Source organism: Leifsonia sp. 563 (genome assembly GCF_040545055.1).
Lineage (GTDB): Bacteria > Actinomycetota > Actinomycetes > Actinomycetales > Microbacteriaceae > Leifsonia.
In genome coordinates, this window is sequence record NZ_JBEPLE010000002.1 from 622235 (window position 1) to 648743 (window position 26509).

Consider the following 26509-nt stretch of genomic DNA (forward strand, 5'->3'; position numbering starts at 1 on the left):
CGTGACGGATATCGCCGGAGCCTCCTCCCAGACCGGTCGAGTGCGAAAACGGGCGGCACGCGCTGGCTAAGGTGGACGGGTGACTGAGATCTCCGCCCGCCTCTCCGGCCCCGTCCGCGTCGTCGGCGCGGGGCTGCTCGGCGCATCCGTCGGACTCGGGCTGCGCGCCCGGGGCGTCGACGTGCTGCTCGCCGACGCGTCGCCCGCGCACCTGCGGCTGGCGGCGGACTATGGGGCGGGTCGGCTCGACGACGGGGGAGCGGAGCCCGCGCTCATCGTGGTCGCCGTGCCGCCGGACCTCACCGGGAAGGTCGTCGCGGAAGAGCTGGGAGCGCATCCCGATGCCATCGTCACCGATGTCGCCAGTGTGAAGGTCGCCCCGCTCGCCGAATTGCAGGAGGCCGGGGTCGACCTCGCCCGCTACGTCGGGGGCCACCCGCTCGCCGGGCGGGAGCGCGGTGGGCCCTCGTCCGCGCGCGCCGACCTGTTCATCGGCCGGCCCTGGGTCGTCGCCGCGCGCCCTGAGAACCCGCGACCAGCCGTGAGCCTGGTGGAGGCGCTCATCCTCGACCTCGGCGCCACCCCGGTCGAGATGGATGCGGCCGAGCACGACGCCGCCGTCGCTCTCGTCTCGCACGCGCCCCAGCTCGTCTCCTCCCTCATGGCGAAGCGCCTGGCGGACTCACCGGACACAGCCCTCGCCCTCGCGGGGCAGGGCGTCCGCGACGTCACGCGCATCGCCGCGAGCGAGCCGGAACTGTGGGTCCAGATCCTCGGGGCGAACGCGCCCGCCATCGTCGAGATCCTCCGCGCCTACCGCGACGACCTCGACCGCGTGCTCATCGCCCTCGGCGACGTCGACGCCGCGGGAGCCCGCCGCACCATCGCGGAGGAAATCGCGGGCGGCAACATCGGGGTGTCCCGGCTGCCGGGCAAGCACGGCCAGGACCGGAAATATTCGCGCTTCGTGGTGATGGTGGAGGACCGCCCGGGCGAACTTGCGCGCCTGCTGCACGAGCTCGGCGAACTCGGCGTGAACATGGAGGACCTGCGCCTGGAGCACTCGCCCGGCGCGGCCTTCGGCCTCGCCGATATCGCGGTGCTGCCCGAGGTGCTGCACCGCACCGTCGAAGACCTGACCGAACGTGGATGGAGGATCACCGGATGACCGAGACGATCGTGGTCGCGGTCGACGGACCGGCCGGCAGCGGCAAGTCGAGCGTGAGCAAGGCGGCCGCCAAGCGGCTCGGCTGGGCCTACCTCGACACCGGCGCCGCCTACCGCGCGCTCAGCTGGTACGTCGTGGAGCGGCAGGTCGACCCGACGGACGCCGCGGCGGTGATCGACTCCCTTCCCGACTTCGACTACCGGATCGGCACCGACCCCGACACGTACCACGTGTTCGTCGGCGACACCGACGTGACCGAGGCCATCCGGACGCCGGAAGTGACCGCCGTCGTCAGTGCGATCGCGCGGGTCCCCGAGGTGCGGGAGTTCCTCACCGGGCTGTTCCGGCACATCATCCGCACGACCGACCGCGACGGGATCGTGGTCGAGGGCCGCGACATCACGACAGTCGTCTGCCCGGATGCGCCGGTGCGCATCCTGCTGACCGCCGACGAAGCCGTTAGAATGGCCAGGCGTTCCGCCGAGCTGGCCGGCCATTCCGCCGCCCACGTCGGCGAGGCACTTCGGAGACGCGACGAGGCCGACGCCCGTGTCGTCGACTTCATGAACGCCGCGGACGGTGTGACCACCGTCGACTCCACCGACCTCGACTTCGACCAGACCGTCGACGCGGTCATCCAGGTCGTACAGAAAGCAGCACATGTCTGACATCGAAAACGAGCCGACCGGCGACGACGACCTCGTCACCCGGCTTTCCGAGCTCGACGAGGAACTCGCCGTCCAGCGCGCCAACGCGCTGCGGAGCGGCCTCGAGGAGTACGAGCTCGACGAGAGCGACCTCGACATCCTCGAGGTCGCCGGCGAGGACGTCGACGGCATCACCTATCTGCCGGCACTACCGGTGCTCGCGATCGTGGGGCGGCCGAACGTCGGCAAGTCCGCGCTCGTCAACCGCATCCTCGGCCGCCGTGAGGCCGTCGTCGAGGACACTCCGGGTGTGACGCGCGACCGCGTCTCGTACCAGGCGGAGTGGAACGGTCGCCGGTTCACCCTGGTGGACACCGGCGGCTGGGAGCCCGACGCCCGCGGGATCGACGCCTCGGTCGCCGCGCAGGCGGAGGTCGCCATCGACCTCGCCGACGCCGTGCTCTTCGTCGTGGATGCGACGGTCGGCGCGACGTCGACCGACGAGCACGTCGTCCGGCTGCTCCGCAAGACCAAGAAGCCCGTCTTCCTCGCCGCGAACAAGGTCGACGACGCACGCCAGGAGCCGTACGCGACCGAACTGTGGTCGCTCGGCCTCGGCGAACCGCATCCCGTCTCCGCCCTGCACGGCCGCGGTGTCGCGGACCTGCTGGACGAGCTCCTGAAGGTGCTGCCGGAGGTGTCGGCCGTCGCCAAGCAGGAGGTCGGCGGTCCGCGCCGCGTCGCGATCCTGGGTCGTCCGAACGTCGGCAAGTCGTCGCTGCTCAACAAGGCCGCGGGGGAGGAGCGCGTCGTCGTCAACGAGCTCGCGGGCACCACGCGCGACCCGGTGGACGAGCAGGTCGAGCTCGGCGGCCGCATCTGGCGATTCGTCGACACGGCCGGAATCCGCCGCCGCGTGCACCTGCAGCAGGGCGCCGACTTCTACGCCTCGCTCCGCACATCCACCGCGTTGGAGAAGGCGGAGGTCGCCGTGGTCGTGCTCGATGTGAGCGAGCCGATCAGCGAGCAGGACGTCCGGATCATCGACCTCGTGCTCGAGTCGGGCCGCGCGCTCGTGCTCGCGTTCAACAAGTGGGACCTCCTGGACGATGACCGTCGCCGCTACCTGGAGCGGGAGATCGAGCAGGACCTGGCGCACGTCTCCTGGGCGCCGCGGGTCAACATCTCCGCACGGACCGGGCGCCACCTCGAGAAGCTCGTCCCTGCGCTGGAGCTCGCGCTCGAGTCGTGGGACACCCGCATCCCGACCGGCAAGTTCAACGCGTTCCTCGCCGAGCTCACGGCCGCGCATCCGCACCCGGTCCGTGGCGGCAAGCAGCCGCGCATCCTCTTCGGCACGCAGGCGACGAGCCGCCCGCCGACATTCGTGGTGTTCACGACCGGGTTCCTCGACCCGGGCTACCGGCGGTACATCATCCGCCGCCTCCGCGAGGTCTACGGCTTCGAGGGCACCCCGATCGTCCTCAACATGCGCGTCCGCGAGAAGCGCAAGCGCTGACCCCCACCCCCCTCCACCCACCGTCGAGTACGCAAAAACTGCACACAAAACCGCCCCGCGGCGTGCAATTTGTGCGGACTCGACGGTGTGGCTGTGGGGCGGAGTGGCGGCGCGGAGGGGCGACGTCAGCGCTGGCGGGCCACGTCGAGGATGGGGTCGAACGCGTCGGGGGCGTGGACGACTACGACCGGGGCGGTTCCTCCCGGGAAGAGGCGGCGCACCGCATCCGGATCGGCGCGGTCGTCGACCGTGATGTCGATGGACTCGCGCCAGCGCCCGTCCGAGAGCCGCTGCACTGTCGCCTCCCAGGTGATCCCGGGCGTCGACCGCGCCTGCAACCGCAGGTGGATGCCGACAGCACGCCGCCGCGCGAGCAACGACAGCAGCCCGCGATACACCGCGGTGCGTCCGGCGGCGATCAGCCACGGATCGAGCTCGCGGACCAGCATGTCGGCGTTCCACAGGATCGTCGTCGCGAACCCGCTGCGCGACTGGTAGACGTCGACCGCGATCACACCCGGCAGTCGCCGAACGGTCTGCCGAAGCGTCCCGCGCGTGATGCCCTCCTCGACCGTGCTGTGCAGGTACAACGGCACCGATGGCCGCGGCGGCAGCCCGCCCGCACGCACGGCGGCCCGGTCGTGGATGCGCTGGCCCGGCCCGAAGAACGGCGCCAGCCCGGCGAGCAGCAGGGCGACCGACGGATCCGGCGGGTCGGCCTCCACCATCGCCGCCGTGTCCGCGTAGGCGGTCGACTGGTGCAGCGCTCCGATCCGGAATCCGAGCGACAGCGGCGGCCGCGCCTTCACCGTCAGGAAGGGGGAGCCGGACTCGCCGCGAAGCGGATTCTCCCGCCCTTCGATCCGCGGAACCGGATCGAGCACATGCTCCAGCGCCAGCACGCTCACCGTCGGCGGCACGACGATCCGCCCGAGCGGTGAGCCCGCCACCACCAGATGCGTGACGTCGAGCCCGTCGGCGACCGCCGAGGCGGCGATCTGCGCGGCGACCATCCCGCCCAGGCTGAACCCGGCCAGCAGCACGGGTTCGCCCGGCCGGATGCCCGCCTCCCGCATCGCCGCCAAGCTCGCGCGAGCCACGGTCGGCTCGTCGCCTGCCCCGATCAGCAGGTCCGCCGTGAGGTCGTTGGGCGCCGCGCCGGCCCGCGGATGCCAGGACTTCGTGCTCGCGAACTGCACGATCCAGCGCCGGCCGGAATGCCCGGACGGCGGCACCTCCACGATCCGTACGGTCGCGACGTCGGCGCGGTCGTCGAGGTCCGGGTCGCAGAGGTCGTCGATCTCGCGCTGGCTGAGCAGCACATCCCGCAATGAGCGGATCGACCGTCGCCGCATGGCTCCGGCAGCGATGCCCGGCTGCCCCAAGGGATCGGGGGAAGGGCCCAGCGGCAGCCCCAGCAGTCCCGCGGGCACGTCGGGCAGTCCCGGCGTCGGTGTGTAGTCGTCGCCGGCGAGCGGATCGTTCCACCAGTCGAGCACGTCACGGATGAGCGGGAACGCGCGCCCGAGGAAGTCGTCATAGCCGGTCAGCACCGCGTCGTGGCCGTCGCGCAGCAGTCCGCGCCTCCGACCGAGGTTGACCACCTTGCGCAGCAGCGAGGGCAGCGTGAACACCGCGAGGTAGGGTTTCGCCCGCCAGCGGGGGAGGAACAGCCCGACCAGCGACACCAGCAGGGCGAGCGGCGAGAGCAGCCACCCGGTGACGCGTGCGACGCCTCCGACGGTCCGCGGCACGAGCGACAGGTACAGGCCACTGAGCGCGACGCGTCTGTTACGTCGGGTCGTGGGCGGCGGTGCGCCGAAGGGATACGGGATGCGCCGGGTGCGCTGCACCGCGTACCAAACCCACGCCGCCGCGACGGAGAGCAGCCAGCCGACCGCCGCGAGGATACCGCCGAGCACACCGAGAGCCAGCAGCAGCATCCCGAACAGCAGGGCCACGGGGATTCCGACCACCAGGCCCACGATCAGGAGCAGAGTTCCGCCGGGGCTGCGCCCCCGCCACAGCTGCGGTGACGGCTGCGACGGCATGCGGCCAGCCTAGACCGCACCCTCCCACACGCTCCCGACCTTTGATGCATATGCATGGAGATCGATCAGCGCAAGCGCGACACACCGGCCGAATCTGAGAAAGGAGACAGGGAAGCCACCCCAAAGAGGGGGCGACCCTAAAAGGGGTATTTGTACCCCGGATTGTCCTCACTAGTGTGGACAACCGGGAGCCACCCGACCGTGCCCACCCGAGGGCCGGGCTCCCGTCTTCTGAAGGACGCATACCCGATCATGAGTTCTACAACCGCATACACCCCTGCCCGAAAGCGCCAGCTCGGCTCCGAGAAGCGCACAGAACCGCTTCCGACGGTCCACCCGAAACCCTCCGACCGGAAGATCACCTGGAGCCGCGTCGCCATCGTGCTGACCGTCCTCTTCTGGGCGATCTACGTGGTCACCACGATCATCCGCCAGTTCATCGACAGCGGCAGCCAGAACTTCCGTTTCACGATGGAGGCCATCGGCTACACCGTCGTCGTCACCTTCCTCACCTTCTCCGCCCTCATGTATCTGGTGGCACGGCAGGGAGCGCTCCAGCGCTTCCAGAAGCACGTCCGCGTGCCGCGTGCCGAGCTCGACCGCCACTTCGCCGACAACCAGCCGTCGATCACCGTGCTCGTCCCGTCGTACGCCGAGGAGCCCGAGGTGGTGCGGATGACGCTGCTCTCCGCCGCCCTGCAGGAGTTCCCGTCCAAGCGGGTCGTGCTGCTCCTCGACGACAACCCCGACCCGAGCGACCCGGATGTTCGCGAGCGCCTCGAGGCGACCCGCGACCTCGCGCACGACATCAGCGCGACGCTGGCCGAGCCGCGTTTCCGGTTCTCCGACGCGCTGATGCGGTACGAGCTCGGCGACACCGGCGTGTATGCGACCGACGAGGCCGCGCGAGAGCTGGCCGACCACTACCGCTGGGCCGCCCAGTGGCTGTACGCCCAGGCTGACGCCCACACCGTCGAGGACCACGTCGACGTCTTCTTCGCCGACCAGGTGCTCCGCGCTCTCGGCGACGACCTTGCGCTGACCGGCGAGGCCGTCTCGGCCGCGATCGCCGAGGGCGCCTCGCTCACCAGCAAGCGCGTCGCGCAGCTGTACCGTCGCCTGTCGTGGACGTTCGACGCCGACCTCGCCGTCTTCGAGCGCAAGAAGTGGGCGTCCCTCTCGCACGAGGCGAACAAGGCGATGAACCTCAACGCCTACATCGGCCTGATGGGCGGCACCTACCGCGTCGAGGAGACGCCGGAGGGACAGATCCTCAGCCCGGTCGCCGCCGGCCAGCGCCGCCCCGGTGACATCGAGATCCCGGACAGCGACTTCCTGCTGACCCTGGATGCCGACTCCATCCTGCTGCGCGAGTACTGCCTCCGGCTCACCTACTTCCTGCAGCAGCCCGACAACGCCCGCGTCGCTGTGACGCAGACGCCGTACTCGTCGTTCCGCGGCGCCGGCACCCGCATCGAGCGTCTGGCCGGTGCGACCACCGACATCCAGCACATCCTGCACCAGGGCAAGTCGTACTACGGCGCGACGTTCTGGGTGGGCGCGAACGCGGTGATCCGCAAGAGCGCGCTGGACGACATCGTCGAGACCGAGTTCGTCGGCGGCTTCGAGGTGCGCCGCTACATCCAGGACCGCACCGTCATCGAGGACACCGAGTCGAGCATCGACCTGGGCACCCACGGCTGGACGCTGTCCAACTACCCGGAGCGCCTCAGCTACTCCGCGACCCCGCCGGACTTCGGTTCGCTGATCGTGCAGCGTCGCCGCTGGGCGAACGGCGGTCTGCTGATCCTCCCGAAGCTGTGGCGTCAGGTGAAGGAGCGTAAGCGCCGCGGCGAGACCGTCTCGCGCATCGAGCTGCTGCTGCGCGTCAACTACATGGCGTCGATCAGCTGGGCCAGCTTCGGCCTGATCTTCCTGCTGGCCTACCCGTACGACGGCCGGCTGCTCAGCCCGATGGTGCTCCTCGCCGCGCTGCCGTACTTCATCAGCCAGGCGGCCGACCTGCGCTACAGCGGGTACAAGGCCACCGACATCTTCCGGATCTACGGCTTCAACCTCATCCTGCTTCCGGTGAACCTGGCCGGTGTGCTGAAGTCGATCCAGCAGTCGCTGACCGGCAAGAAGATCCCGTTCGCCCGCACGCCGAAAGTCAAGAACCGCACGGCCTCGCCGCTGCTGTACGTGATCGCGCCGCTCGCGATCGTCGCCTTCTCGCTGTTCACGCTGTGGCGTGACGTCAACGCGCAGAACTGGGGCAACGCCGCGTTCGCCGCGTTCAACGCCACCCTGGCGATCTGGGCGATCGTCGCCTACATCGGCATCTGGAACACCATCGTCGACATCTGGATCGGGATGACGAAGCCGCTGTACGTGGACAAGTCGCGCCGCCGTTCGACCGAGGAGGCCGCACCGCAGACCGCATCCATCGACTGGCGTTCCGTGCTCTACCACGGCCACGCGGGCGGCGAGGTGCCGCACCTCGCCCGGGTGGGCGCGGTCGTCGACGCGCGGACCGAGGACGCCGAGGTGCCGCTGCAGGGCTCGGAGGTCGCCGTGAATGGCGCTGCCGCGCACTCGGCGGACGGCTCCGGCGCCGACGGTTCCGAGGCAGCGGCTGCCGCGAACGGATCCGCTCCGGCCGAGTCCGTCTCCGGCGAGAGGCAGGCCGCCTGATGGCTCGCGCATCCCAGAAGAAGGTCTCGGCGGACGCCGTCGAGCGCGCACAGGCTCCCGAGTCCGCGAGCGGCCGCCGCCTGTCGCCGTGGCGCGTGATCGGCGCCGCCCTCGTCGCCATCGTCGTCGTGTCCGCCGGCGCGGTCGGCCTGCAGTGGTGGAGCGCCCGCGCGGCGGTCGACGCGAAGCCGTGGTACGCCTCCTACGTGGATGTGACGGCGACGCCCCGGTTCGCATTCGAGAACCTGGGCGGCACGACGACGAAGGATGCCGTCCTCTCGTTCGTCGTGTCGTCGCCGTCGGACCCGTGCGCGCCCAGCTGGGGCGGTGCCTACTCGCTCGACCAGGCTCGTGGATCTCTGGATCTTGACCGCCGCATCGCGCGCCTCCAGCAGCAGGGCGGCACCGTCGCGGTGTCGTTCGGCGGCCAGCGGAACGACGAGCTGGCTGTGCACTGCGTCGACCCGTCCGCGCTGAAGAACGCGTACGCGTCCGTCGTCGACCGCTACAAGATCGGAACGATCGACCTCGACCTCGAGGGCGGCGGACTCGCCGACAAGGATGCCGCCGCTCGCCGCGCCGAGGCGATCGCCGCGCTGCAGCAGGAGCGCCGTGCCGCAGGCAAGAGCCTCGCCGTGTGGCTGACCCTGCCCGTGGCGCCCACCGGGATGACCTCGGACGGCACGGATGCGATCGCCGCCATGCTGAAGGCGAAGGTCGACATCGCCGGCGTCAACGTGATGACCATGGACTTCGGCGACGCCAAGGACTCGAAGACCTCGATGGCCAAGACCGCGGAGTCCGCCGTGTCCGCCGCCCAGCGCCAGCTCGGCATCCTCTACGACCGCGCGAAGCTGCACCAGAGCGACCCCAGCCTGTGGGCGAAGCTCGGCGCCACCCCGATGATCGGCCAGAACGACATCGAGGGCGAGGTGTTCACTCTCGCGGACGCCGCCTCCTTCAACAGCTGGGCGGTGTCGAACGGCCTGGGGCGCATGTCGATGTGGTCGGCGAACCGCGACAAGACCTGCGGGTCGAACTATGTGGATGTGACCGTCGTCTCCGACGCCTGCAGCGGCGTCGACCAGGGCAAGAAGTCGTTCGCGACCGTCCTGGCGAAGGGCTTCGACGGACACATCGCGCTGGGGGAGGGCGCCGTCACGACGGCCGAGCCGACCTCCACGGCGACCGCGGACGACCCTGCCCACTCGCCGTACCCGGTGTGGGCGTCGAAGAACTCGTACCTCAAGGGGACGAAGGTCGTCTGGCACCACAACGTGTACCAGGCGAAGTGGTGGACGAAGGGCGACGTGCCCGACAACCCCGTACTGAACGCGTGGGAGACGCCGTGGGAGCTCGTCGGCCCGGTGCTCCCGGGCGAGACGCCGATCCCGCAGCCGACCCTGCCCGCCGGGACGTACCCGACCTGGGCCGGGACCAGCGCCTACGACAAGGGGCAGCGCGTCCTCTTCGACGGGGTACCCTACGAAGCTAAGTGGTGGACGCAGGGCGACAGCCCCGAGGCCGCCAGCGCAAACCCCGACTCGTCGCCCTGGACCCCGCTCAGCCAGGACGAGGTCGACCAGATCATCGGCGGCTCCAGCCGCTGAACCCAGCTCGGCGGCGGGACGCTGACTCCCCCCACTCGCGCCCCGTCGCCGACTCATACCTGGACACCCGCTGCGGGGCGGGGCGGTCCGGGCGCCCGTCCGCACAGGTCATTCGGCCGGTGCGACGGCGCAGTGCCGGCGGGGATCCGTGTGCCTTCGGGTGGCGCACCGCATCCCTGCCGGCACGAAAGACAGACGATGACGCTCGCGGCGGGGGCCGACACCGACGGTGACCGTGACGTCGACCGTCACCGCGACGCCGGCTCCGGCCACCGCGTCGCCCGACGACCCGCTCGACGCGCAGACCGCGTGGACGTCATCTGTCACCTCGGCGGCACCCTGGGCTCGCCGGAGCTGATCGACTGGGCGACGGGGACATCTGATCCGGCGTGCGCGGGGCACCTCTCCGACACGGTAGGATGGTCGAGTTGCCCCGCGCGGAGCCTCGGCTCGGGCGGCGACAACGGGCTGTGGCGCAGCTTGGTAGCGCACTTGACTGGGGGTCAAGGGGTCGCAGGTTCAAATCCTGTCAGCCCGACGCAACGAAAGAGCCGGTGGGCACGAAGGTCGCAAAGCGACCACGTGCCCACCGGCTCTTTCGTTGCTCGCTGCTGTCTATTGGGGTCCCCGCGCGCGAGGGGCCCCGGGCGCCGTCCCGAGCGCAGCGAGGGCCGGCGTTTGGGGGAGCGGGTGGGGCGCAGCCCGAGCGGAACGCGCGGTGCCCGGGACGCGGAGCGATCCGCACCCCTCTAAGAGGTCAATCTAATCGTCGCCGATTCGGTGAATACGTGGCGGCCCATAGGCGCCCGTCCGGCGTCGCCGATCCCGCAGCGCGACGACGAGGTAGAGCCCAGCGACCGCCAACGCCCAGGTGGCAGCCAGGATCATCACCCACCAGTGAGGAACGCCCCGTAGCGCGTAATCGACGCAGAGCGCGATGCCTCCCACGCCCAGGATTCCCCAGAGAACCGCGTGCACGATCCGAGGCTGGCCGAACGCCACCCGAAACCAATGTTCGCGTGCGCTCATGTGGCTTCCCGCCTTTCGATTCTCACCCACGGCATGCGGTCAGGTTGGCCGGATCAAGCGGGTGCCCTCCAGCTAATGAGACGTAGACGTCACCCGATCGTGACGCGACGAAAGGATTCCCGAGTTCACCCGGCGACCCGCCACATCATCCCGAAGAGGATTACGCCCGCGCCGACCCACGCAGCGCGACCGCGTCTTCGCTGGGTGACGCCCCGAACTCGCGCCGGTACTCGCGGCTGAACTGGGACGGGCTCTCGTATCCGACTGCGTAGGCCGTCGCTCCGATGTCGCCCGGGTTCGCGATCAGGCGCAGACGCGCCTCCTGCAAACGGATGCTCTTCTGGTACTGGATCGGGCTCATCGAGGTGACCGCGTGGAACGCTCGGTGAAACGCTGAGGGGCTCATCCTGGCGCGTTCGGCGAGCTCGTCGACGCGGAGCGGCTCGGCGAAGTGCTCCCGTATCCAGCGAACGACGTGGCGGACGCGGCTGAGGCTGCTGTCGGCGAGTCCCAGCTGTCGCACGGTCGCGCCCTGGTCGCCCGACATGATCAGCCACAGGATCTCCCGTTCGATCATGGGGGCGAGCACCGGGATGTCCCGGGGGTGGTCGAGCAATCGCAGCATGCGGATGGTCGCGTCCAGGAGCCGCGGCGAGGTCTCTCCGACGGCGATCGCCGGAGGGGAGGACTCCCCGCGCGACGGCCGCGGGAACTCTGCTGCCGAAGCAGTCAGCATCAGTTCGGCGATCACCTCCGAGCGCAGCTCCAGACCGAATCCGAGCGCAGGATGTTCGGGGGTGGCGTCGGTGAAGTGCCCGGAGACCGGGAGGTCCACGGAGGCGACCAGGTACTGGCCGGCCCCGTAGTCGTGGACTGTTCCTCCCACCGAGAGTCGTTTGGTGCCTTGCGCGACGATGGCGAGGATCGTTCCCGTCGTGGATTCGTCCTGCGAACCGCCGTGGTCCATCCGCGACACGACCACGCCGGGGATCGCCGTCGGGCTGACGCCACCCGGGGCATGTTGCGCCACGAGGGCGCGGAACTCATCGAAGGACATGGGAAGAGTGAAACATCATCCCTCGAGGAAGGCATCCATTCCTGTCGAAGATGACAGTTTTGTGCAAGGAGTCGATGGGATTCCCCTAACTCGCCGCAGGGGGCTGACGGTTGTGTTGAAGCATGAGCGAACAGACATCCGACCAGAAGATCGTCGTCATCACCGGAGCGAGCTCCGGCATCGGGCGCGGCGCCGCCATTGAGATCGCCGCCCGCGGAATGGGCGTCGTCATCACCTACAACGCGCGCCCAGAGGGCGCCGAGAGGACCGTCGAGGAGATCCGGGAGAACGGAGGCACGGCGGTCGCGCTTCCGCTCGACATCAGCCGCACGGACACCTTCGCCGACTTCGCGAACGCGCTCACCCGCGTGGTGAGAACGGAGTGGGGAGCGGATGGCATTCATGCCCTGGTGAACAACGCCGGTTTCGGCGGCGGGATGGGCTTCGAGGAGATGACGGAGGACGCGTTCGACGCCTACTACCGGGTGCTCCTGCGCGGTCCGTACTTCCTCACCCAGGCCCTCCTGCCTCTGATCGAGGACGGCGGCGCGATCGTGAACACCTCCAGCAGCTCCGTGCGCCCCGGCGACACCGAGCCCGGCTACTCCGGGTACGCGGCGATGAAGGGCGGTCTCACCACGGCCACACGGTACCTGGCCAAGGAACTCGCCGGCCGGTCGATCCGCGTGAACTCCATCAGCCCCGGCCCGACCCGCACCCGCCTCGGAGACAACGCCTTCGAGCGCTTCCCCGAGGTGATCGACGGGCTCGCAGCGAAGACGGCCTTCGGCCGCATCGGTGAGCCGGCCGATGTCGGGAAGGTCATTGCGTTCCTCGTCTCGGACGACTCGGCGTGGATCACTGGCGAAGACATCCTGGCGACCGGCGGGTACGCACTGTGAGCGCCGGGTTCGGGACGGTCGTCCTCACCGGGGCGACCAGCGGCATCGGCGAGGCGACCGCCCTCCGACTCGCCGGCATGGCGACCACCCTGATCGCGCTCGGCATCGAATCGGAGCGGGATGCGGCTCCAGCCCTCGAACGGATCCGCCGGGCGGGGAGCGCCGAGGTCCACTACATCTCGGCGGACTTCACCCGCCTGGCCGACGTCGTCTCGGCAGCGGAGCGGGTCGGCACGGTGGCGCGATCGATCGATCTGCTCATCAACGACGCGGGTGTTCCTGGAGCTGCGGAGCGGATCGTCACCCCCGACGGATTCGAGCGCACGTTGCAGGTCAACGCACTCGCACCGGCGCTGTTCACCCGCCTCCTCATCCCTCGACTCGCCGAGGGCGCTCGGATCGTCAACGTCGGCTCCTCGGCGCACCGCGTCGAGCACTTCGACTTCGACGACGTCGACCTGGAACACGACTACAGCCCGATCGCCGCCTACGCGCGGGCGAAACTGGCGACGGTGACGTGGTCGTCGCTCCTCGCCGAGGAGGAGGCCGCCTCGTCCCACGATGTCGTCGCCCTGTGCCCGGGGCTCAACGACACCCCGCTCAGCGCCGCGATGATGGGTCGCATCGGCGGCCCTGCGTCGCGCGGCGCGGAGCTGGTGCTCGCTGCGAGCCGCGCAGCGGTTTCGTCGGGCAGCTACCTCGAGAACGGCCACGTCGTCCGTTCCAGCGCCGACAGCCTCGATCCGGGCAACCGCGCCCGGCTCGCCGCAGTGTTCCGGGAGCGGCTGTCGCCTTTCGTCGTTCGCCGCGATGTCCGGGCCACGCCATGAGAGGGCGCCAACAGGGTTCAGGTGATCCGCTGATCAGAGCCGTCACGAGTCGCGAGGGCGACCGCGTCACCACGCTCGAGCTCTTCTTCGACCTCGCGTTCGTGTTCGCTTTCACTCAGCTCAGCCGCCTGATGGCGCAGCAGCACGACGCCCTCGGCATCCTTCAGGCGCTGGTCATCCTCGCCCTTCTGTGGTGGGCCTGGACCGCCTACGGGTGGCTCTCGAACATCGCCCACGCCGACCAAGGCGTGGTCCGCGTGGCCATGATCATCGGCATGACGGCGATGGTCGTCGCGGGTATCGTCGTCCTGGAGGCCTACGACGACCTGCCCGACGGCCTGTTCGGCCCCCTCGTGTTCGTCGGCGCCTACCTCATCGCTCGGATCACCCACGCGATCGTTTTCGTCTGGCTCGCCGCCCCCGAGCTCCGCCGACGCACGCTGATCACCGTCACTCTCTCCGTCGTTCCGTCCGGAGGACTGCTGGTCGCCGGGGCCCTGCTCGGTGCCCCGTGGCAGATCTGGTGCACCATCGCCGCGGTCGTGATCGAGCCGATCGTCTCCTACCGCACCAGCGTCGGCGTCGCCTGGCCGGTGCGCTCCACCGCTCACTTCACGGAGCGACACGGACTGATCGTGATCCTCGCCCTCGGCGAGTCCATTCTCGGTATCGGCACAGGGGCCTCTACCGAGCCGATCAGCCTCGCCATCCTTCTCGGCGTGGTGTTGTCGATGCTGATCTGCATCGCTCTGTGGTGGGCCTACTTCACCCGGCTCGCCGGCGACGCCGAGCGGTCTCTCATGGCTGTCCCCGCCGTCGACCGCGGCCGGGCTGCCACCGACGCGTACACCTACCTCCACCTGGCCCTGGTCGGTGGCATCGTGCTCGCGGCGCTCGGCCTCGAGGTCGCGATGGCACACGCCGAGTCGAACGAGGGCTTCGGACTGTTCGGCGCCGCCGCGCTCAGCGGGGGAGTCGCCTGTTATCTCGCGGGGACCGCAGCGTTCGCTCGACGCCTCCTCGGCCGCTGGAATGTCGTCCGTCTCGCGATCGCCGCGGCCTTCGTCGCTCTCGCGCCCGTGCTCGGCATGCTCTCTCCACTGGTCGCGCTTGCGAGCGTGGTGGGCGTACTCATCGTTTTGTTCGTCGCAGAGCGCAACCTGCCGACTCTCGCGCCGAGTGGCGAGCGCTAGAGTCCCGTCGCCACCACCAGCCGGCCGCCGTCCCACGCCACCGGCAGGGGATCGGTGATCTCGCCCACGAAGGGTGTGTGCTCTCCTGTGAGGCGGAAAGCGAGCATCGCCCACGAGCCGTCTCGGAGGCGGACGAGACGGCCGCTGTACAGGCTCGCGTCCGTGATCGGGTAGGCGGCATCGATGTCGAACGAGCCGACGAGTCCGCCGGCCGGCGCAGCCCACACGCCGCCGGTGTGCTCCCGACGCGCGGCGCTCGCGTGTTCCGCCAGACACGAGAAGATCAGCACCGGCTGACCGTCCGCCGACTCGGTCTGAGTGACCTCGAGCTGACCGAAACCGTCGTCGACGGGGGAGGTCAGCGGAGGCTGCAGAACCCAGTGGTCCAGGTCCGTGGAGGTCGCGTGTCCCACGACCCCTCGGCTGAACGGGTCGCCGGTCTTCGCGCGCGCGGTGATCAGCATGTGCCACCCTTCGCCGGTGGGATCCCGGAACACCCAGGGGTCGCGGAACGCTTCGTCGTGCCAGTCGGGGGAGAGGGTCTCGTACCATCGCGGGTCGGCGGTCAGAATCGGGTTCGCGGCCGATTTCGTCCAGCTGTACAGGTCTTCGGAGGTGGCGACGCCGATCGACTGGATGTTCTTCACCCCATCCGGTGCGAGCGTCGACCCGGTGTAGAACATGCGCCAGAGGCCGTCGTCGCCGCGGACGATGGAGCCCGTCCAGGTGGCGAGGTCGTCGAACGCGGGTGCGTCCGATCGCACCAGGGCGTCCTCCACACGGGTCCAGTCGGTCAGGTCAGTGGACACCGCATGCCCGATGGACGCCCGATAGTGGCGGGCTTCGGGATCTTTCAACGCGCGCGATGCGTAGAGGAAGAAGAGGTGGTGCCGCTCGCCGTCGTCGGCCAACCAGAAGTCCCACACCCAGGAGTCCGGCAAAGAGAACATCGTGAACCTTTCGTGACATCGTCGTTTGCTTAAACGCTTGACCAGAATTGTAGCCTGAGTTATCGTGAGCTGGTCAAACGCTTTAGCAGGACTCGCTGGTGGGTTCAGAAAGGTCATCGACGCCGATGCCACGCCCCGTCTTCTTCCGCCCGGCCAACGGCTGGGTAGGAGACATCATCCCGTTCGAGAAGGACGGCAGGTTCTTCCTCTACTACCTCCATGAGCTCCGGGAGACGCCGAAGCCGGGGACGCCGTGGAACCTCGTCGTGACCGACGACCTCGTGACTTTCCACGACCGCGGTGTCGCTCTTCCGGCCGGCAGCGCCGAGGATGCCGATTTCAACGCGTACACGGGAAGTGTCGTGGAGGAGCCGGACGGGCTCGTCCACCTGTTCTACACCGCACAGAACCCGCACCGGCTGGGCGCGGACGGGCTTCCGCTTCAGCTGGTCGCCCACGCGACGAGTTCGGATGGGATGGCGACGTGGGAGAAGCATCCCCCGCTGACGTTCGGTGCTCCATCGGGCTACGAGCCCGCTGACTGGCGTGACCCGTTCGTGTTCTGGGATGACGGAAAGGGGCTGTGGCGGATGCTGGTCGCCGCCCGTCACGCGGACGGCGCGGAGCGTCGCCGCGGCGTCATCGCGGAGCTGCGATCGGCGGACCTGTACACCTGGACGCCGACAGCGCCGTTCTGGGATCCGCGCCGGTACATCACCCACGAATGCCCTGACGTGTTCCAGTGGGGTGACTGGTGGTACCTCGTCTACTCGGAGTTCTCGGAGTCGTTCACCACCCGGTACCGGATGGCCCGGACCCCTGACGGCCCGTGGGTCGTTCCCGATCACGACAGCATCGACGGCCGCGCGTACTACGCGGCGAAGACGGCGGAACGGGACGGCCGCAGGTTCCTCTTCGGGTGGATCGCCACCAAGGAGGGCGACGTCGACGACGGGCCCTGGCAGTGGGCCGGAACCATGTCGATCCTCGAGGCGACGCAACGTGGTGACGGGACGCTGGGCTTCGGATTCCCGCGGGAGCTCGTCGACAGCTTCGATGAGGAGGTTCCGCTGCGTTTCCCGGAGCCGCTGCCGGTCCACTTCTCCACACCGGACGGGTACGCCGACACGGTGTCCATCGATGAGCTGCCGGACACCTTCTACGCTCGTGCGGAGATCGACATCGAGCCGGACACGACGGAGACGGGCTTCCTGCTGAGGGCGACCGATGACGGCGACCGCTCCTACGTCCTCCGGTTGGAGCCCCGCCGGAACCGCGTCGTGTTCGACCGGTGGCCCCGGGAGCAGACCGGCGATGCTCAGTGGCACATCTCCGGCGACGTCCCGTTCGAGATCGAGCTGGAACGGCCCTGCACGCTGGAACCCGGTCGCCACACCGTCGAGATCATCGCCGACGACGACATCCTGGTCGCCGTCATCGACCGGGCGGTGTCGCTGAGCACCCGCATCTACGGCCACCCGGACGGGCGGCTCGGATTCTTCGCCGGAGAGGGCGGCGCGACCCTCCAGGCGCTTCACGTGTACCAGCGCGCCGACACCCTGCACCAGTAACCCGAACCGCCTAGCGATTCCAATCAAAGAAGATGGAGACACCATGAAGAAACTGCTCGGGACCATCGCCGCGACCGCGGCGGTCGCCCTCGCGCTCGCCGGTTGCAGCGGCGGAGGAGGAGCCAACGCCGGCAACGTGAACCCCAGCGGGGAGATCAAGCCGCGGCAGATCTCCTGGCTGCTGTCCCGCCCCGCCGACGGCGGCGTGATCACCACCATGAAGCAGATCGCAGCCGACTACGCGAAGAAGCACCCCGGCTTCTCGCTGAACCTGATCACGACGCCGGATCGCCCCTCCTACATCCAGAAGTACGAGACCCTCGCCGCAGCCAACAAGCTTCCCGAACTGTTCGACACCGACGCCACCCCGTTCGCGGCGAAGCTGGCGAAGCAGGGCAGGATGATCGACGCGGAGAAGCTGCTGAAGAGCCTCGGCCTGTACGACGACTACCGGCCGGCTGCGCTGAACTATCAGCGTTTCGACGACGGGTCTCTGTACATGGTTCCGTTCGAGTTCCAGCTGGAGTTCTTCTGGTACAACAAGGCGCTGCTGGAGAAGGCGGGCGTGGCCGTGCCGACGTCGCTGGATGACATCCCGGCCCTGTGCACGGCCCTGCGGAAGGCGGGGATCACCCCGATCGCGCTCGACGGTCAGGACCAGTGGCCGCTGGAGCGGTACATGGCCTATCACCCGTTCCGTACCGCCGGCCCCGACTACATCACCAAGCTGAAGAAGGGTGACGCCAAGCTCAGCGACTCCACCGGCACCGCCGCCGTCGACTGGCTGGACCAGCTCGGCCAGGCGAAGTGCTTCGAGGACGGGTTCTCCTCCACCGGCTATTCGGATGCGCAGGGTTTGTTCACCTCCGGCAAGGCGGCCATGTACAACATCGGCACGTGGGAGCTGGGCAGCCTTGCGACCGACAAACTCGACCCGTCGGTCCGCTCTGACGTCGACTACTTCACGCTCCCGACCACGAAGGACTCGGTGACCGCGGCGAACGAGTACGTCTCTCCCTCCGGCATCGGCATGGCCGTGAACGCGAAGACGTTCGACCCGCTCGTGCGCGACTTCCTGAAGTATGCGCTGACGGAGTACCCGAAGCGGTACGCCGCGACCGGTGCGCTGTCTCCGACGTCGAATGTGGAGACGACCATCCCGGACAATGCGACCCCGTTGTACAAGAAGGCGGTCGACCAGGCGAACGATCTCGGCGACAAGATCGCCATGCCCTGGGACACACAGCTCGACCCCACCTCCAACACCCGGCTGCAGCAGGAGCTGACCCTCCTCGTGCAGGGGAACATCAAGCCGGAGGAGTTCATCAGCACGATGGATCAGACGATTCAGCAGAACGGTCCGAAAGCGTTCAAGTAACCCGAGCTCGGTGAGGGCGGCGCATTCCCGGCGCCGCCCTCACCAGCCCTGAAAGGCATCCCATGCTTCCCAGCCGCTCCCGGCTCTCGGTGCTGGTCTTCCTGATCCCACCACTGGCGCTGTACTGCATCGCCGTGCTGTTCCCGATCCTGCAGTCGCTCTTCCTCTCCTTCTTCGAATGGGATGGGATCAGCGACCTCCAGTTCGTGGGAGTCGAGAACTACGTCCACATGTTCACGGGCGACACGGTGTTCTGGCGGGCGTTCTTCAACGCGCTCGGCTACCTGTTCATCTGCCTCGTGCTCCAGCTCGGCGGTGGCCTCGTCGTCGCCAGCCTGCTCACCTCCCTCCGTCGGGGACGGGAGTTCGTGAAGACGCTCTACCTGCTGCCCGCGGTGATCAGCACGGTTGCGATCGCGTTCCTGTTCGCCCGCATCTACTCGTCCGACCCTGTCGGGCTGCTGAACCAGGTGCTGCAGTGGGTGGGACTGGGGGACCTGGCTCGGCCGTGGCTGTCCGATGTGAGCACGGTGCTGGCCGCGGTGTCCATCCCGGAAGGCTGGCGGTTCACCGGGCTGTATGTGCTGATCATCTATGCGGCTCTGATCGCTGTACCCGCCGAGCTGGAAGAGGCCGCCCGGCTCGACGGCGCCAACGCATGGCGGATCTTCACCAAGATCCGGTTCCCGTACATCCGGCCGGTGTGGATCACCACGGTCATCATGGCGACCACCTACGCGTTGCGCGGCTTCGACATCCCGTACCTGCTCACCAACGGTGGTCCGGGCCAATCCTCCGAGCTCCTGACCACCTACATGTACAAGACCGCCTTCACCAGCACCAATTACGGATACGCCAGCAGCATCTCCGTCTTCATCGTCGTCGAGTGCCTGGTGGCCGTCGGTCTGATCTTCGTACTGCTTCGTCGAAAGGCCGACGCATGACCGCCCAGCTGACCCGCCCCGCTCCGTCACCGACCGCGACGGCGGCGCCGCGCCGACCGGTCCGCCGGCGGCGCCGGCCGAACATCTACCGCAGCCTCAACGGCGTGATCATCGCCGTCATCGTGGTCGTCCAGGTCTATCCGCTGGCCTGGCTGTTCCTCACCAGCGTCCGGACCGAGCACGACTTCACCACCGGCAACCCGTTCGCCCTGCCGACCTCGTTCACCCTCGACAATTACGCGCGCGCGTTCGGCACCGGCAATCTGGGCCTGAACATCCTCAACAGCTTCATCGTGACGATGGGCGCCAATATCCTCATCGTCATCTTGGGGATGATGGCCGCCTACGCCATCCAGGTTCTGGGATTCCGGTTCAGCCGGGCGGTGCGGGGGCTCTTCCTCATCGGCATCATCGTGCCCGTGCAGATCGCCCTCGTGCCGCTGTTCATCGACTATTCGTCGGTGAACCTGCTGGACACGTACCAGTCGATGATCATCCCGCTCGCCGGCTTCGCCCTGCCGATGTCGGTGTACCTGTTCTCCTCGTTCTTCGAGTACATCCCGCGCGAGACCTACGAAGCGGCGTCCCTCGACGGAGCCGGCCCGTACCGGATCTTCGGCCAGATCACCTTCCCGCTGTCGGTGAACACGATCGTGACGGTGGTGCTGGTCAACAGCATCTTCATCTGGAACGACTTCATCTTCGCGAACACGTTCGTCCTCTCCGACGGGTTGAAGACGATCCCGCTGGGGCTGCAGAACTACATCGGCGCGATGGGGAAGGTCGATTGGACGGCGACGTTCGCCGCGGTCTGCGTCACCATCACCCCGCTGCTCCTGGTGTTCCTGGTGCTCAACAAGGCGATGCGGTACGGCTTGGAGAGCGGCGCGACCAAGGGGTGACGGCGTGCGCGTCGCTAAGCTGAAGCAGGAGGGGGCAATGACGTCCGAGACAACCCAGCATTCCGGGCATCCGGTGACGATGCGCGACGTGGCCGAAGCAGCCGGCGTCTCCATCGCGACGGTGTCGCTCGTGATCAACGACAAGAAGAACGCCCGCATCGGCGACGACGCACGCGGGCGCGTCCGTGAGGCGATCCGCACCCTCGGCTACCGGCCGAACGCTCTCGCGAAGAACCTCGTCAGCGGGCATTCGAAGTTCATCGGCCTGGTCGCCGACGCGATCGCCACGACCCCGTTCGCCGGCCAGATCATCCACGGTGCCCAGGACGAGGCGTGGAAGCACGGGTACGTCCTCCTGGTCGCCAACACCGACGGCAACGCGGACGCCGAGCGCGAGGCGATCGGAATGATGCTCGAGCACAAGGTCCGCGGGATCCTCTACTCCACCTGGTACCACCGGGCGGCGGCCGTCCCTGAGTCGCTCCGTGAGACGGACTTCGTCCTCGTCGACTGCTTCTCGCCCGACGGCGACGCCCCCGCCGTCGTCCCGGATGAGGTCCAAGGGGGTCGGGCAGCGACGCAGCTGTTGATCGACAGCGGTCACACGCGGATCGCCATCATCAACACGACGACACCGTCGCCGGCGCATGAAGGTCGTCTTCTCGGGTATCGCGAGGCACTGGAGGATGCAGGCATCGCGTTCGATCCGTCCCTGGTCTTCGACGCGCTCCCGGAGCAGGAAGGCGGATACGACTCGGTCGACGCCCTCCTCGCGAGCGGTGCGACCGCGGTCTTCTGCCACAATGACCGGGTTGCAATGGGGCTCTACGACGGTCTGCGCCGCCGGGGACTCTCGATCCCGGAGGACATGGCCGTTGTCGGCTTCGACAACCAGGAAGTCATCGCCGCTCACCTGCGCCCACCACTGACGACGGTCGCGCTCCCGCATTACGAACTGGGCGCAAAGGGTGTCCGGATGCTCCTGGGAGTGGACGAGCACCGACGTGACGAACTGGTGACCGTCGCGTGCCCGCCTGTTCTTCGCGAGTCGATCGGCGAAGCCCGCCGCGTGCCGACGGCGTAGCGCGACACTGATCACGCGCACAGGCGGCATCCTGAAGCGTTACCCCACGAGCTGGCCATTGGTGCACTGGCCGGCGAGGTGGACGCCTCGCGCTCACTCCCCATCGCGTCGGTATCTGCAAGACCGGTTCGATCGATGGCTGGAGAGCTGGTTCATGAGGTTGTGACTGTCAGATCAGTCCCAGTTCGGCCGCCGCCCTCACGACCTCCCTGCGATTGGAGACGCCGAGCTTGCCGAGCACCGCTGACACGTGGTGGTCAGCCGTCTTGGGGGAGATGTAGAGGCGCTCGGCGAGCTCTCCGTTCGTGAAGCCCTTGGCGATGAGGCGTGCGACGTCGAGCTGGCGGTTCGTGAGGCCGGCCGGGTTGGAGCGTGTCGTGCGCCGCGGAGGTGCGGGAATGGTGCGGATACCCCGGTGGAGCAAAAGTGCGCGCGCCCGGGCGGCAGTGGCATCCACCTGGAGCTGCTGCAGACGGAGGAGCGCGGAGACCGCCACCTCAGGAGACTCGTCGTGCACGCCGGCCAGTGCGGCATCGAAGGGTGCGCCGATCTGGAGCCAGGCCTGCGCCGCGTCGCGGTGGTGGCCCTCGAGCTCCATCCGGTACGGCTCGGCGATCTGCTTCGCGGACACGTGCACGTCGAGTCGGTCGAGCCACACCAGAAGGTCACCGATGGCCCAGGCGTTGCCGGGCCGCGCGTCGGCTGCAGCGACGTACGCGGGCGCCTCGTCGAGCAGTGGGTCGTGGTCGCCCGTGAGCCACGCGAGTTCGGCGCGGGCCGAGAGCACCGCGAGCAGAAGGGGTGCCTCGCCCAGCTCGGTCGCGTACGCCCAGGCGAATTCCAGATGGCGCTCGATCATCGCCCGGTCGCCGCCCTGTCGGGCTGCGAGGAGCGCAGAGAGGATATGAGGCCAGACGAGTGCGAGGGGCGCGCCGTGTCCCTCGAGAACTGTGTCCGCGTCCTCCGCCGAGGCGGTCCAGCGTCCCCGGATGAAATGCAGGCGGGCGCGCATCCCGGTCTGCCACTGATTGCAGATCGGAATATCGCGCGTGATCGTGATCTGGATCGACTCCGCCAGAACCGCCTCCGCCTCCGCCAGCCGACGATGCTCGATATCTATCGCCGACAGGTTGGAGTGCGCGGTCGTCCCGATCTCGTCGAGGGAGACCTGGAACGCGGCGGCCGCCTGCATGAGAAGGCGCGTTCGGCTCGCCACCGAGCCTTCGAGCAGGTCCGACGCCGCCTCGGTGATCTCGATGCGGCGGCGGGCGGCATCCGCGGCGTCATCCGCGCTGTGGACGAGCCGACGTGCGGCCGATGCGATCGTGCGCGCCGTGTCGACGTCCTGCCGGCGGTAGGCGAGATAGGCGCGTGTGGCCTGCGCGGACGCAGCCGCGGCGGCTCCACCGCCCGCGTGCGCGGCGAGGTCCGCCTGTTCCTCTGCCTCTCGGCGTCTCGCTGAGTAGTACTCGATGATCGCGCGTCGCTCGTGCGCGGCGGCGACGCCGTCAGGATCGGCGAGTCGTTGGAGGAGGTCCAGGGCGGCGCGCGCGGACTCGCGTGCGTCGGCGAGGCGGCCGACCATGTACTGCTCGTCGCTCAGTGCGACCAGTAGCTCCGCGCGATCGACGGAGTCGGCGGTCAACTGCTCGAGCGCGAGCGAGAGGAAGGCGACCGCTTCGGAATGGGCCCCGGCACGGGTCGCCTCCGCGGCAGCGAGGCGCGCGTATCGGAGGGTGCGCTCCGGGTCCGCTGCGCTGACGGCGTGATGCGTCAGCACCGCGTGATCGGTCGATCGGACGGATTCGAAGGCCCCGAGCAGACGCTGGTGCAAGAGCCGGCGGACCGCCTCCGCAGTGCCGTCGACGATCGCGAGACGAGCGAGCTCATGCCGGAAGGCGATGCCGCGACGCGTGCGCACCAGCAGCCCGCTCGACTCCAGGCGGCGAAGAGTCGGGACATCGATGCCCAGGCTCGGCAGGAGGCGGTCGTCGAGGGCGTCGGGAGCGGCGGCGATGAGCTGGAGGACCTCGACGTCCTCCGGGGCCAGGCCGGACGTGCTGGCGAGCACGGCGTCCCGGACATTGCGTGGCATCCGCTCGTCCGGGTGCCGTGCGATCTCGGTGACGAAGAAGGGATTGCCGCCCGTGACCTCGTGGACGCGCACGGCATCCAGTCCGTCGTCTCTCAGGACGGCGCGGACCCCGTCGACCGAGAGCGGGCGCAGGGCGACGTGTGCGGAATGGTCGCTGCGCGCGATCTCGCCGAGGAGCGGCAGCAGCGGATGCCCGAAGCCGACATCCGCCTCGCCGTCCCGGTAGCTCAAGATCAGAACAAGCGGGAGCCGGTCGATCCTCCGCGTGACGAACCGCAGCACCTCCACCGATCCGGCGTCGATCCACTGGGCGTCCTCGATCACGACGACTGTCGGCTCCTCGCCGACACGGTCGAGGAATCGACGCTCGACCGACGACGGGTCGTCGAGGTTCGGCCTGGAGCGGCCGTCGAGCTCCGCGAGGATGTCACGGATCGGTCCGAGCGGCCGTGGCGTGCCGAGCGGGTCACACAATCCGCGAAGCACCCTCGGTCCGTCCCCGCCCAGGAGGGCACCGGCACCGGACGGTCCGTCGTCGCCGCCGAGTACGGCGGCGAGCAGGGCGGTCTTGCCCGAACCGGCGTCGCCGGTCAGCGTGACGACGCGGCCGGCCTCGTACAGCCCGGCGAGCTCTCTGCGCAGCGCTTCGGCCTCGAGGCCACGCTCGAACAGCCCCATGGCAGCATGGTAGACGCCACGGGGCTGTTGCGGGCCGGTCGTTTTCGCGAGCGCATCGCTCCTCGAGTTGCGGGTGGCGGCGTCCACCGTCCGGCTCAGAGCACCTGCCGCGCGATGAGGACGCGCGCCCGCTCGGTGCTCACTCGCTGAGCGTCGCGGGCGCGGGCCTCTTCGCGCTGGATTCGGGCCGTCTCGTGCGTCATCGACGGTCGCGATGAGCGGAGCGTCGCGAGGCGAGCGCGCAGCACTCGGCCGAGCGAGATGCGCATCCGACTAGGCCCGGCCGGCCGGTGCTCGGTGCGCGCGCCGGACGAGGCGAAGGCGGGCACGGCGTTCATGCGGCGTCCTCCGCCGTCTGCGGGCCGAACTCGGTGACGACCTCGGCGACCAGGTTCGCCGGGAAGCCTCCACGCCGTGCGTGCTCGCGGACGAGTTCGGCGCTGTCGGTTGCGTGCAGGCAGTAGAGCTTGTCGCCCGCGACGTACGTCGTGATCCACTGGTACGGGACACCGAGGGACTCGACGGCGGCGTTCGAGATGCACGCGATCTCGACGAGTTCGTCGTGGCTGAGGGTAGAGGCGCCGGGCACTTCGCGTTCGATGAGGAAGGTTTTCATGAGGGATCCGTTTCTCTTGGACCGGTGTTCACCGGAGTGGATCCATGCTCATCGGCGCCGCCATGCTGTCACATCGGAGAGCATTCCCTATGTTCCGAGGGCCGCATCCCCATCTTCCGGACGCAGATCACCCGCTTTGGCGAGGGGGACCGTGGATGCAGTCCGAGACTTGGCGGTACGGTGAGGAGCCGCCTCGACGAAGGCGAAGGCGAAGAGGGGGCATGCCGGTGTTCAGCGAAACGAACCTGAGTCGCGCGGTGACCCATGCGTTGCGTCATGCGCCGGGCGAGTACGGGCTTGCCGTGGACAACGATGGCTGGGTGGAGATGCGGTCGTTGGTGAACGCGCTGAGCGCGGCCGGCTTCGATGGTCTGACGGAGGACGCGGTCCTGCGGATGATCGCGAACTCGTCGAAGGTCCGGCACGAAGTCGTGGGCGACCGGATTCGCGCGACGTATGGTCATTCGATCCGCATTGCGGATGATCTCGTCAACCAGGAACCACCGGTGGAGCTCTTCCACGGCACGGTCGCCGAAGCGGTCAGCAGCATCCTGGAGGCGGGAATCCTGCCGATGAAACGCCAGCATGTTCACCTCTCGCCGGATTCGGCAACGGCGTACGAGGTTGCTCGTCGGCACGGGACGGACACGGTCCTGCTCACCGTTCGAAGCCGCGAAGCGTTCGAGGCCGGTGTTCGATTCCAGCGGCGTGGAGAACTCATCTGGATTGCCGACGCCATACCGCCGGCATTTGTCAGCCGGACAACGAGCGGACTCCGTGAAGGGAAGCCAGGCGGATGACTCCGTCCACCTTTCCCTACGACGCCTGCTCCCGCATCACCTGACGCAGCGCACGGCGCAGCTCGGCCTCGATGACGCGCGCCTGCTGCGCGGTCACGCCCTCGTTCTGGCTGCGGCGTTCGGAGCCGGCGCAGCGCTCGCCGTTCCCGGTGAAGTGGATCGCCGTCCGGCCGTCCGCGAGCACCGGCTGCTGCTCGCCGCAGTGTGCGCATTCCCTGAACGTGAACGAGGTCATGAGACCACGGTACGGAGGGGGTATTTCGGCAGCGTTGCGCGTTGAAGAAGAGACGATGACGGGGTCAGCCCTATGTCGGTGGATCGCGCTACCGTCCACCAATGGACCTGCGCATCGAAGAGCTGTCGACGTCGAACCTGCGCGGGCTGCGCGACCTGCGGCTCGCGCCCGGCCAGGAGCGGTTCGTCGCGCCGGTCCTCGAGTCGATCGCCGAGGCGTACGTGACGCCGACGGCGTGGCCGCGGGCCGTCGTCGGCGACGGCGAGGTGGTCGGTTTCGTGATGGCGAACTGGGATCCGGACAGCGAGCTGGAGGCGTTCCGCGCGGGTATCTGGCGGCTCAACGTCGACGAGAAGGCGCAAGGTCGCGGAGTCGGTCGGTTCGCCGTCAATGAGGTCGCCGCGGAGGCGCGACGGCGCGGCATCTCGCGCATCACCGTGCTCTGGGAGCGCGGCGACGGGGGCCCTGAAGCCTTCTACCTCGCCTGCGGGTTCGTCCCGACCGGGGAGGAACTGTTCGGCGAGGTCGTGGGTGTGCTCGACCTGACCTGAGGTCG

General features: G+C 68.7%; 24 protein-coding genes and 1 tRNA gene. 17 read left to right on the forward strand and 8 right to left on the reverse strand.

What is annotated here, in order from left to right:
- The first annotated feature begins 79 nt into the window (after positions 1-79).
- From ABIC47_RS09930 to der, 3 genes are read left to right on the forward strand one after another with little or no spacing between them, the layout of a single operon-like run.
- Positions 80-1168: a prephenate dehydrogenase gene (locus ABIC47_RS09930; RefSeq protein ID WP_354479892.1), complete on the forward strand. Its 1089-nt coding sequence runs from the start codon at positions 80-82 to the stop codon at positions 1166-1168.
- The gene (cmk, locus tag ABIC47_RS09935) at positions 1165-1836 is read left to right on the forward strand and encodes a (d)CMP kinase (RefSeq protein ID WP_018190193.1); all 672 of its coding nucleotides are present in this window, start codon (positions 1165-1167) and stop codon (positions 1834-1836) included. The genes ABIC47_RS09930 and cmk overlap by 4 nt, the downstream gene beginning before the upstream one ends.
- A complete protein-coding gene (gene der / locus ABIC47_RS09940) occupies positions 1829-3334 on the forward strand; it encodes a ribosome biogenesis GTPase Der (protein ID WP_020075328.1) in 1506 nt (501 codons plus the stop codon). Before cmk ends, der begins: the two co-directional genes overlap by 8 nt.
- 125 nt (positions 3335-3459) lie before the next feature.
- Here the strand turns inward: der and ABIC47_RS09945 are convergent, their stop codons facing one another.
- The gene (locus tag ABIC47_RS09945) at positions 3460-5385 is read right to left on the reverse strand and encodes a hypothetical protein (protein WP_354479896.1); all 1926 of its coding nucleotides are present in this window, start codon (positions 5383-5385) and stop codon (positions 3460-3462) included.
- Positions 5386-5637: 252 nt separating this feature from the next.
- On the opposite strand from ABIC47_RS09945, the gene ABIC47_RS09950 reads away from it, so the two are divergent.
- The 4 genes from ABIC47_RS09950 to ABIC47_RS09965 all read left to right on the forward strand — a co-directional run bounded on the left by ABIC47_RS09950 (position 5638) and on the right by ABIC47_RS09965 (position 10227).
- Entirely contained in the window at positions 5638-8079 is a 2442-nt protein-coding gene (locus tag ABIC47_RS09950; RefSeq protein WP_354479899.1) for a glycosyltransferase family 2 protein, read from the forward strand.
- Positions 8079-9689, forward strand: coding sequence for a chitinase (locus ABIC47_RS09955; protein ID WP_354479902.1), 1611 nt, complete (start codon positions 8079-8081; stop codon positions 9687-9689). Before ABIC47_RS09950 ends, ABIC47_RS09955 begins: the two co-directional genes overlap by 1 nt.
- A 235-nt stretch (positions 9690-9924) precedes the next feature.
- Positions 9925-10047 carry a hypothetical protein gene (locus tag ABIC47_RS09960; protein WP_354479905.1) on the forward strand — a complete coding sequence of 41 codons (123 nt, stop codon included), beginning with the start codon at positions 9925-9927 and terminating at the stop codon, positions 10045-10047.
- 106 nt (positions 10048-10153) lie between these two features.
- Positions 10154-10227 (forward strand) — tRNA-Pro (locus ABIC47_RS09965).
- Positions 10228-10451: 224 nt separating this feature from the next.
- Here ABIC47_RS09965 and ABIC47_RS09970 read toward each other — a convergent pair.
- Together ABIC47_RS09970 and ABIC47_RS09975 are read right to left on the reverse strand one after the other, a co-directional pair.
- A complete protein-coding gene (locus ABIC47_RS09970) occupies positions 10452-10718 on the reverse strand; it encodes a hypothetical protein (RefSeq protein WP_354479908.1) in 267 nt (88 codons plus the stop codon).
- Between the two features lie 160 nt (positions 10719-10878).
- On the reverse strand, positions 10879-11775 hold the full coding sequence (locus ABIC47_RS09975) for an AraC family transcriptional regulator (RefSeq protein WP_354479911.1): 897 nt from the start codon (positions 11773-11775) through the stop codon (positions 10879-10881).
- Between the two features lie 122 nt (positions 11776-11897).
- On the opposite strand from ABIC47_RS09975, the gene ABIC47_RS09980 reads away from it, so the two are divergent.
- From ABIC47_RS09980 to ABIC47_RS09990, 3 genes are read left to right on the forward strand one after another with little or no spacing between them, the layout of a single operon-like run.
- A complete protein-coding gene (locus ABIC47_RS09980) occupies positions 11898-12677 on the forward strand; it encodes an SDR family NAD(P)-dependent oxidoreductase (protein WP_354479914.1) in 780 nt (259 codons plus the stop codon).
- Entirely contained in the window at positions 12674-13507 is an 834-nt protein-coding gene (locus tag ABIC47_RS09985) for an SDR family NAD(P)-dependent oxidoreductase (protein ID WP_354479916.1), read from the forward strand. Before ABIC47_RS09980 ends, ABIC47_RS09985 begins: the two co-directional genes overlap by 4 nt.
- Positions 13504-14700 carry a low temperature requirement protein A gene (locus ABIC47_RS09990; RefSeq protein ID WP_354479919.1) on the forward strand — a complete coding sequence of 399 codons (1197 nt, stop codon included), beginning with the start codon at positions 13504-13506 and terminating at the stop codon, positions 14698-14700. Before ABIC47_RS09985 ends, ABIC47_RS09990 begins: the two co-directional genes overlap by 4 nt.
- Here ABIC47_RS09990 and ABIC47_RS09995 read toward each other — a convergent pair.
- Entirely contained in the window at positions 14697-15650 is a 954-nt protein-coding gene (locus ABIC47_RS09995; RefSeq protein ID WP_354479923.1) for a glycoside hydrolase family protein, read from the reverse strand. The genes ABIC47_RS09990 and ABIC47_RS09995 overlap by 4 nt on opposite strands.
- Positions 15651-15775: 125 nt before the next feature.
- Between ABIC47_RS09995 and ABIC47_RS10000 the strand changes: the two genes are divergently transcribed.
- The 5 genes from ABIC47_RS10000 (at position 15776) to ABIC47_RS10020 (ending at position 21529) form a co-directional block, all read left to right on the forward strand.
- On the forward strand, positions 15776-17221 hold the full coding sequence (locus ABIC47_RS10000; RefSeq protein ID WP_354479926.1) for a family 43 glycosylhydrolase: 1446 nt from the start codon (positions 15776-15778) through the stop codon (positions 17219-17221).
- 43 nt (positions 17222-17264) lie between these two features.
- Positions 17265-18599 (forward strand): ABC transporter substrate-binding protein, encoded by a 1335-nt coding sequence (locus ABIC47_RS10005; protein WP_354479929.1) that lies wholly within the window; start codon positions 17265-17267, stop codon positions 18597-18599.
- Positions 18600-18661: 62 nt separating this feature from the next.
- Positions 18662-19543, forward strand: coding sequence for a carbohydrate ABC transporter permease (locus ABIC47_RS10010; protein ID WP_354479932.1), 882 nt, complete (start codon positions 18662-18664; stop codon positions 19541-19543).
- Positions 19540-20445: a carbohydrate ABC transporter permease gene (locus tag ABIC47_RS10015; protein WP_354479934.1), complete on the forward strand. Its 906-nt coding sequence runs from the start codon at positions 19540-19542 to the stop codon at positions 20443-20445. Before ABIC47_RS10010 ends, ABIC47_RS10015 begins: the two co-directional genes overlap by 4 nt.
- Positions 20446-20482: 37 nt before the next feature.
- Complete coding sequence (locus tag ABIC47_RS10020; protein ID WP_354479937.1) at positions 20483-21529, forward strand: LacI family DNA-binding transcriptional regulator; 1047 nt, start codon at positions 20483-20485, stop codon at positions 21527-21529.
- A gap of 169 nt (positions 21530-21698) precedes the next feature.
- On the opposite strand, the gene ABIC47_RS10025 is transcribed toward ABIC47_RS10020, so the two are convergent.
- The 3 genes from ABIC47_RS10025 to ABIC47_RS10035 form a co-directional block, all read right to left on the reverse strand.
- Positions 21699-24302: a LuxR C-terminal-related transcriptional regulator gene (locus ABIC47_RS10025; RefSeq protein ID WP_354479940.1), complete on the reverse strand. Its 2604-nt coding sequence runs from the start codon at positions 24300-24302 to the stop codon at positions 21699-21701.
- A 95-nt stretch (positions 24303-24397) separates the two neighbouring features.
- A complete protein-coding gene (locus tag ABIC47_RS10030) occupies positions 24398-24640 on the reverse strand; it encodes a hypothetical protein (protein WP_354479943.1) in 243 nt (80 codons plus the stop codon).
- Positions 24637-24918: a DUF4242 domain-containing protein gene (locus ABIC47_RS10035; RefSeq protein ID WP_354479945.1), complete on the reverse strand. Its 282-nt coding sequence runs from the start codon at positions 24916-24918 to the stop codon at positions 24637-24639. The genes ABIC47_RS10030 and ABIC47_RS10035 overlap by 4 nt, the downstream gene beginning before the upstream one ends.
- Before the next feature lie 221 nt (positions 24919-25139).
- Between ABIC47_RS10035 and ABIC47_RS10040 the strand changes: the two genes are divergently transcribed.
- On the forward strand, positions 25140-25718 hold the full coding sequence (locus ABIC47_RS10040; protein WP_354479948.1) for an RNA 2'-phosphotransferase: 579 nt from the start codon (positions 25140-25142) through the stop codon (positions 25716-25718).
- A 16-nt stretch (positions 25719-25734) separates the two neighbouring features.
- Here the strand turns inward: ABIC47_RS10040 and ABIC47_RS10045 are convergent, their stop codons facing one another.
- On the reverse strand, positions 25735-25953 hold the full coding sequence (locus ABIC47_RS10045; RefSeq protein WP_018190213.1) for a hypothetical protein: 219 nt from the start codon (positions 25951-25953) through the stop codon (positions 25735-25737).
- A 101-nt stretch (positions 25954-26054) separates the two neighbouring features.
- Between ABIC47_RS10045 and ABIC47_RS10050 the strand changes: the two genes are divergently transcribed.
- Entirely contained in the window at positions 26055-26504 is a 450-nt protein-coding gene (locus tag ABIC47_RS10050) for a GNAT family N-acetyltransferase (protein WP_354479951.1), read from the forward strand.
- The last annotated feature ends 5 nt before the right edge of the window (positions 26505-26509 follow it).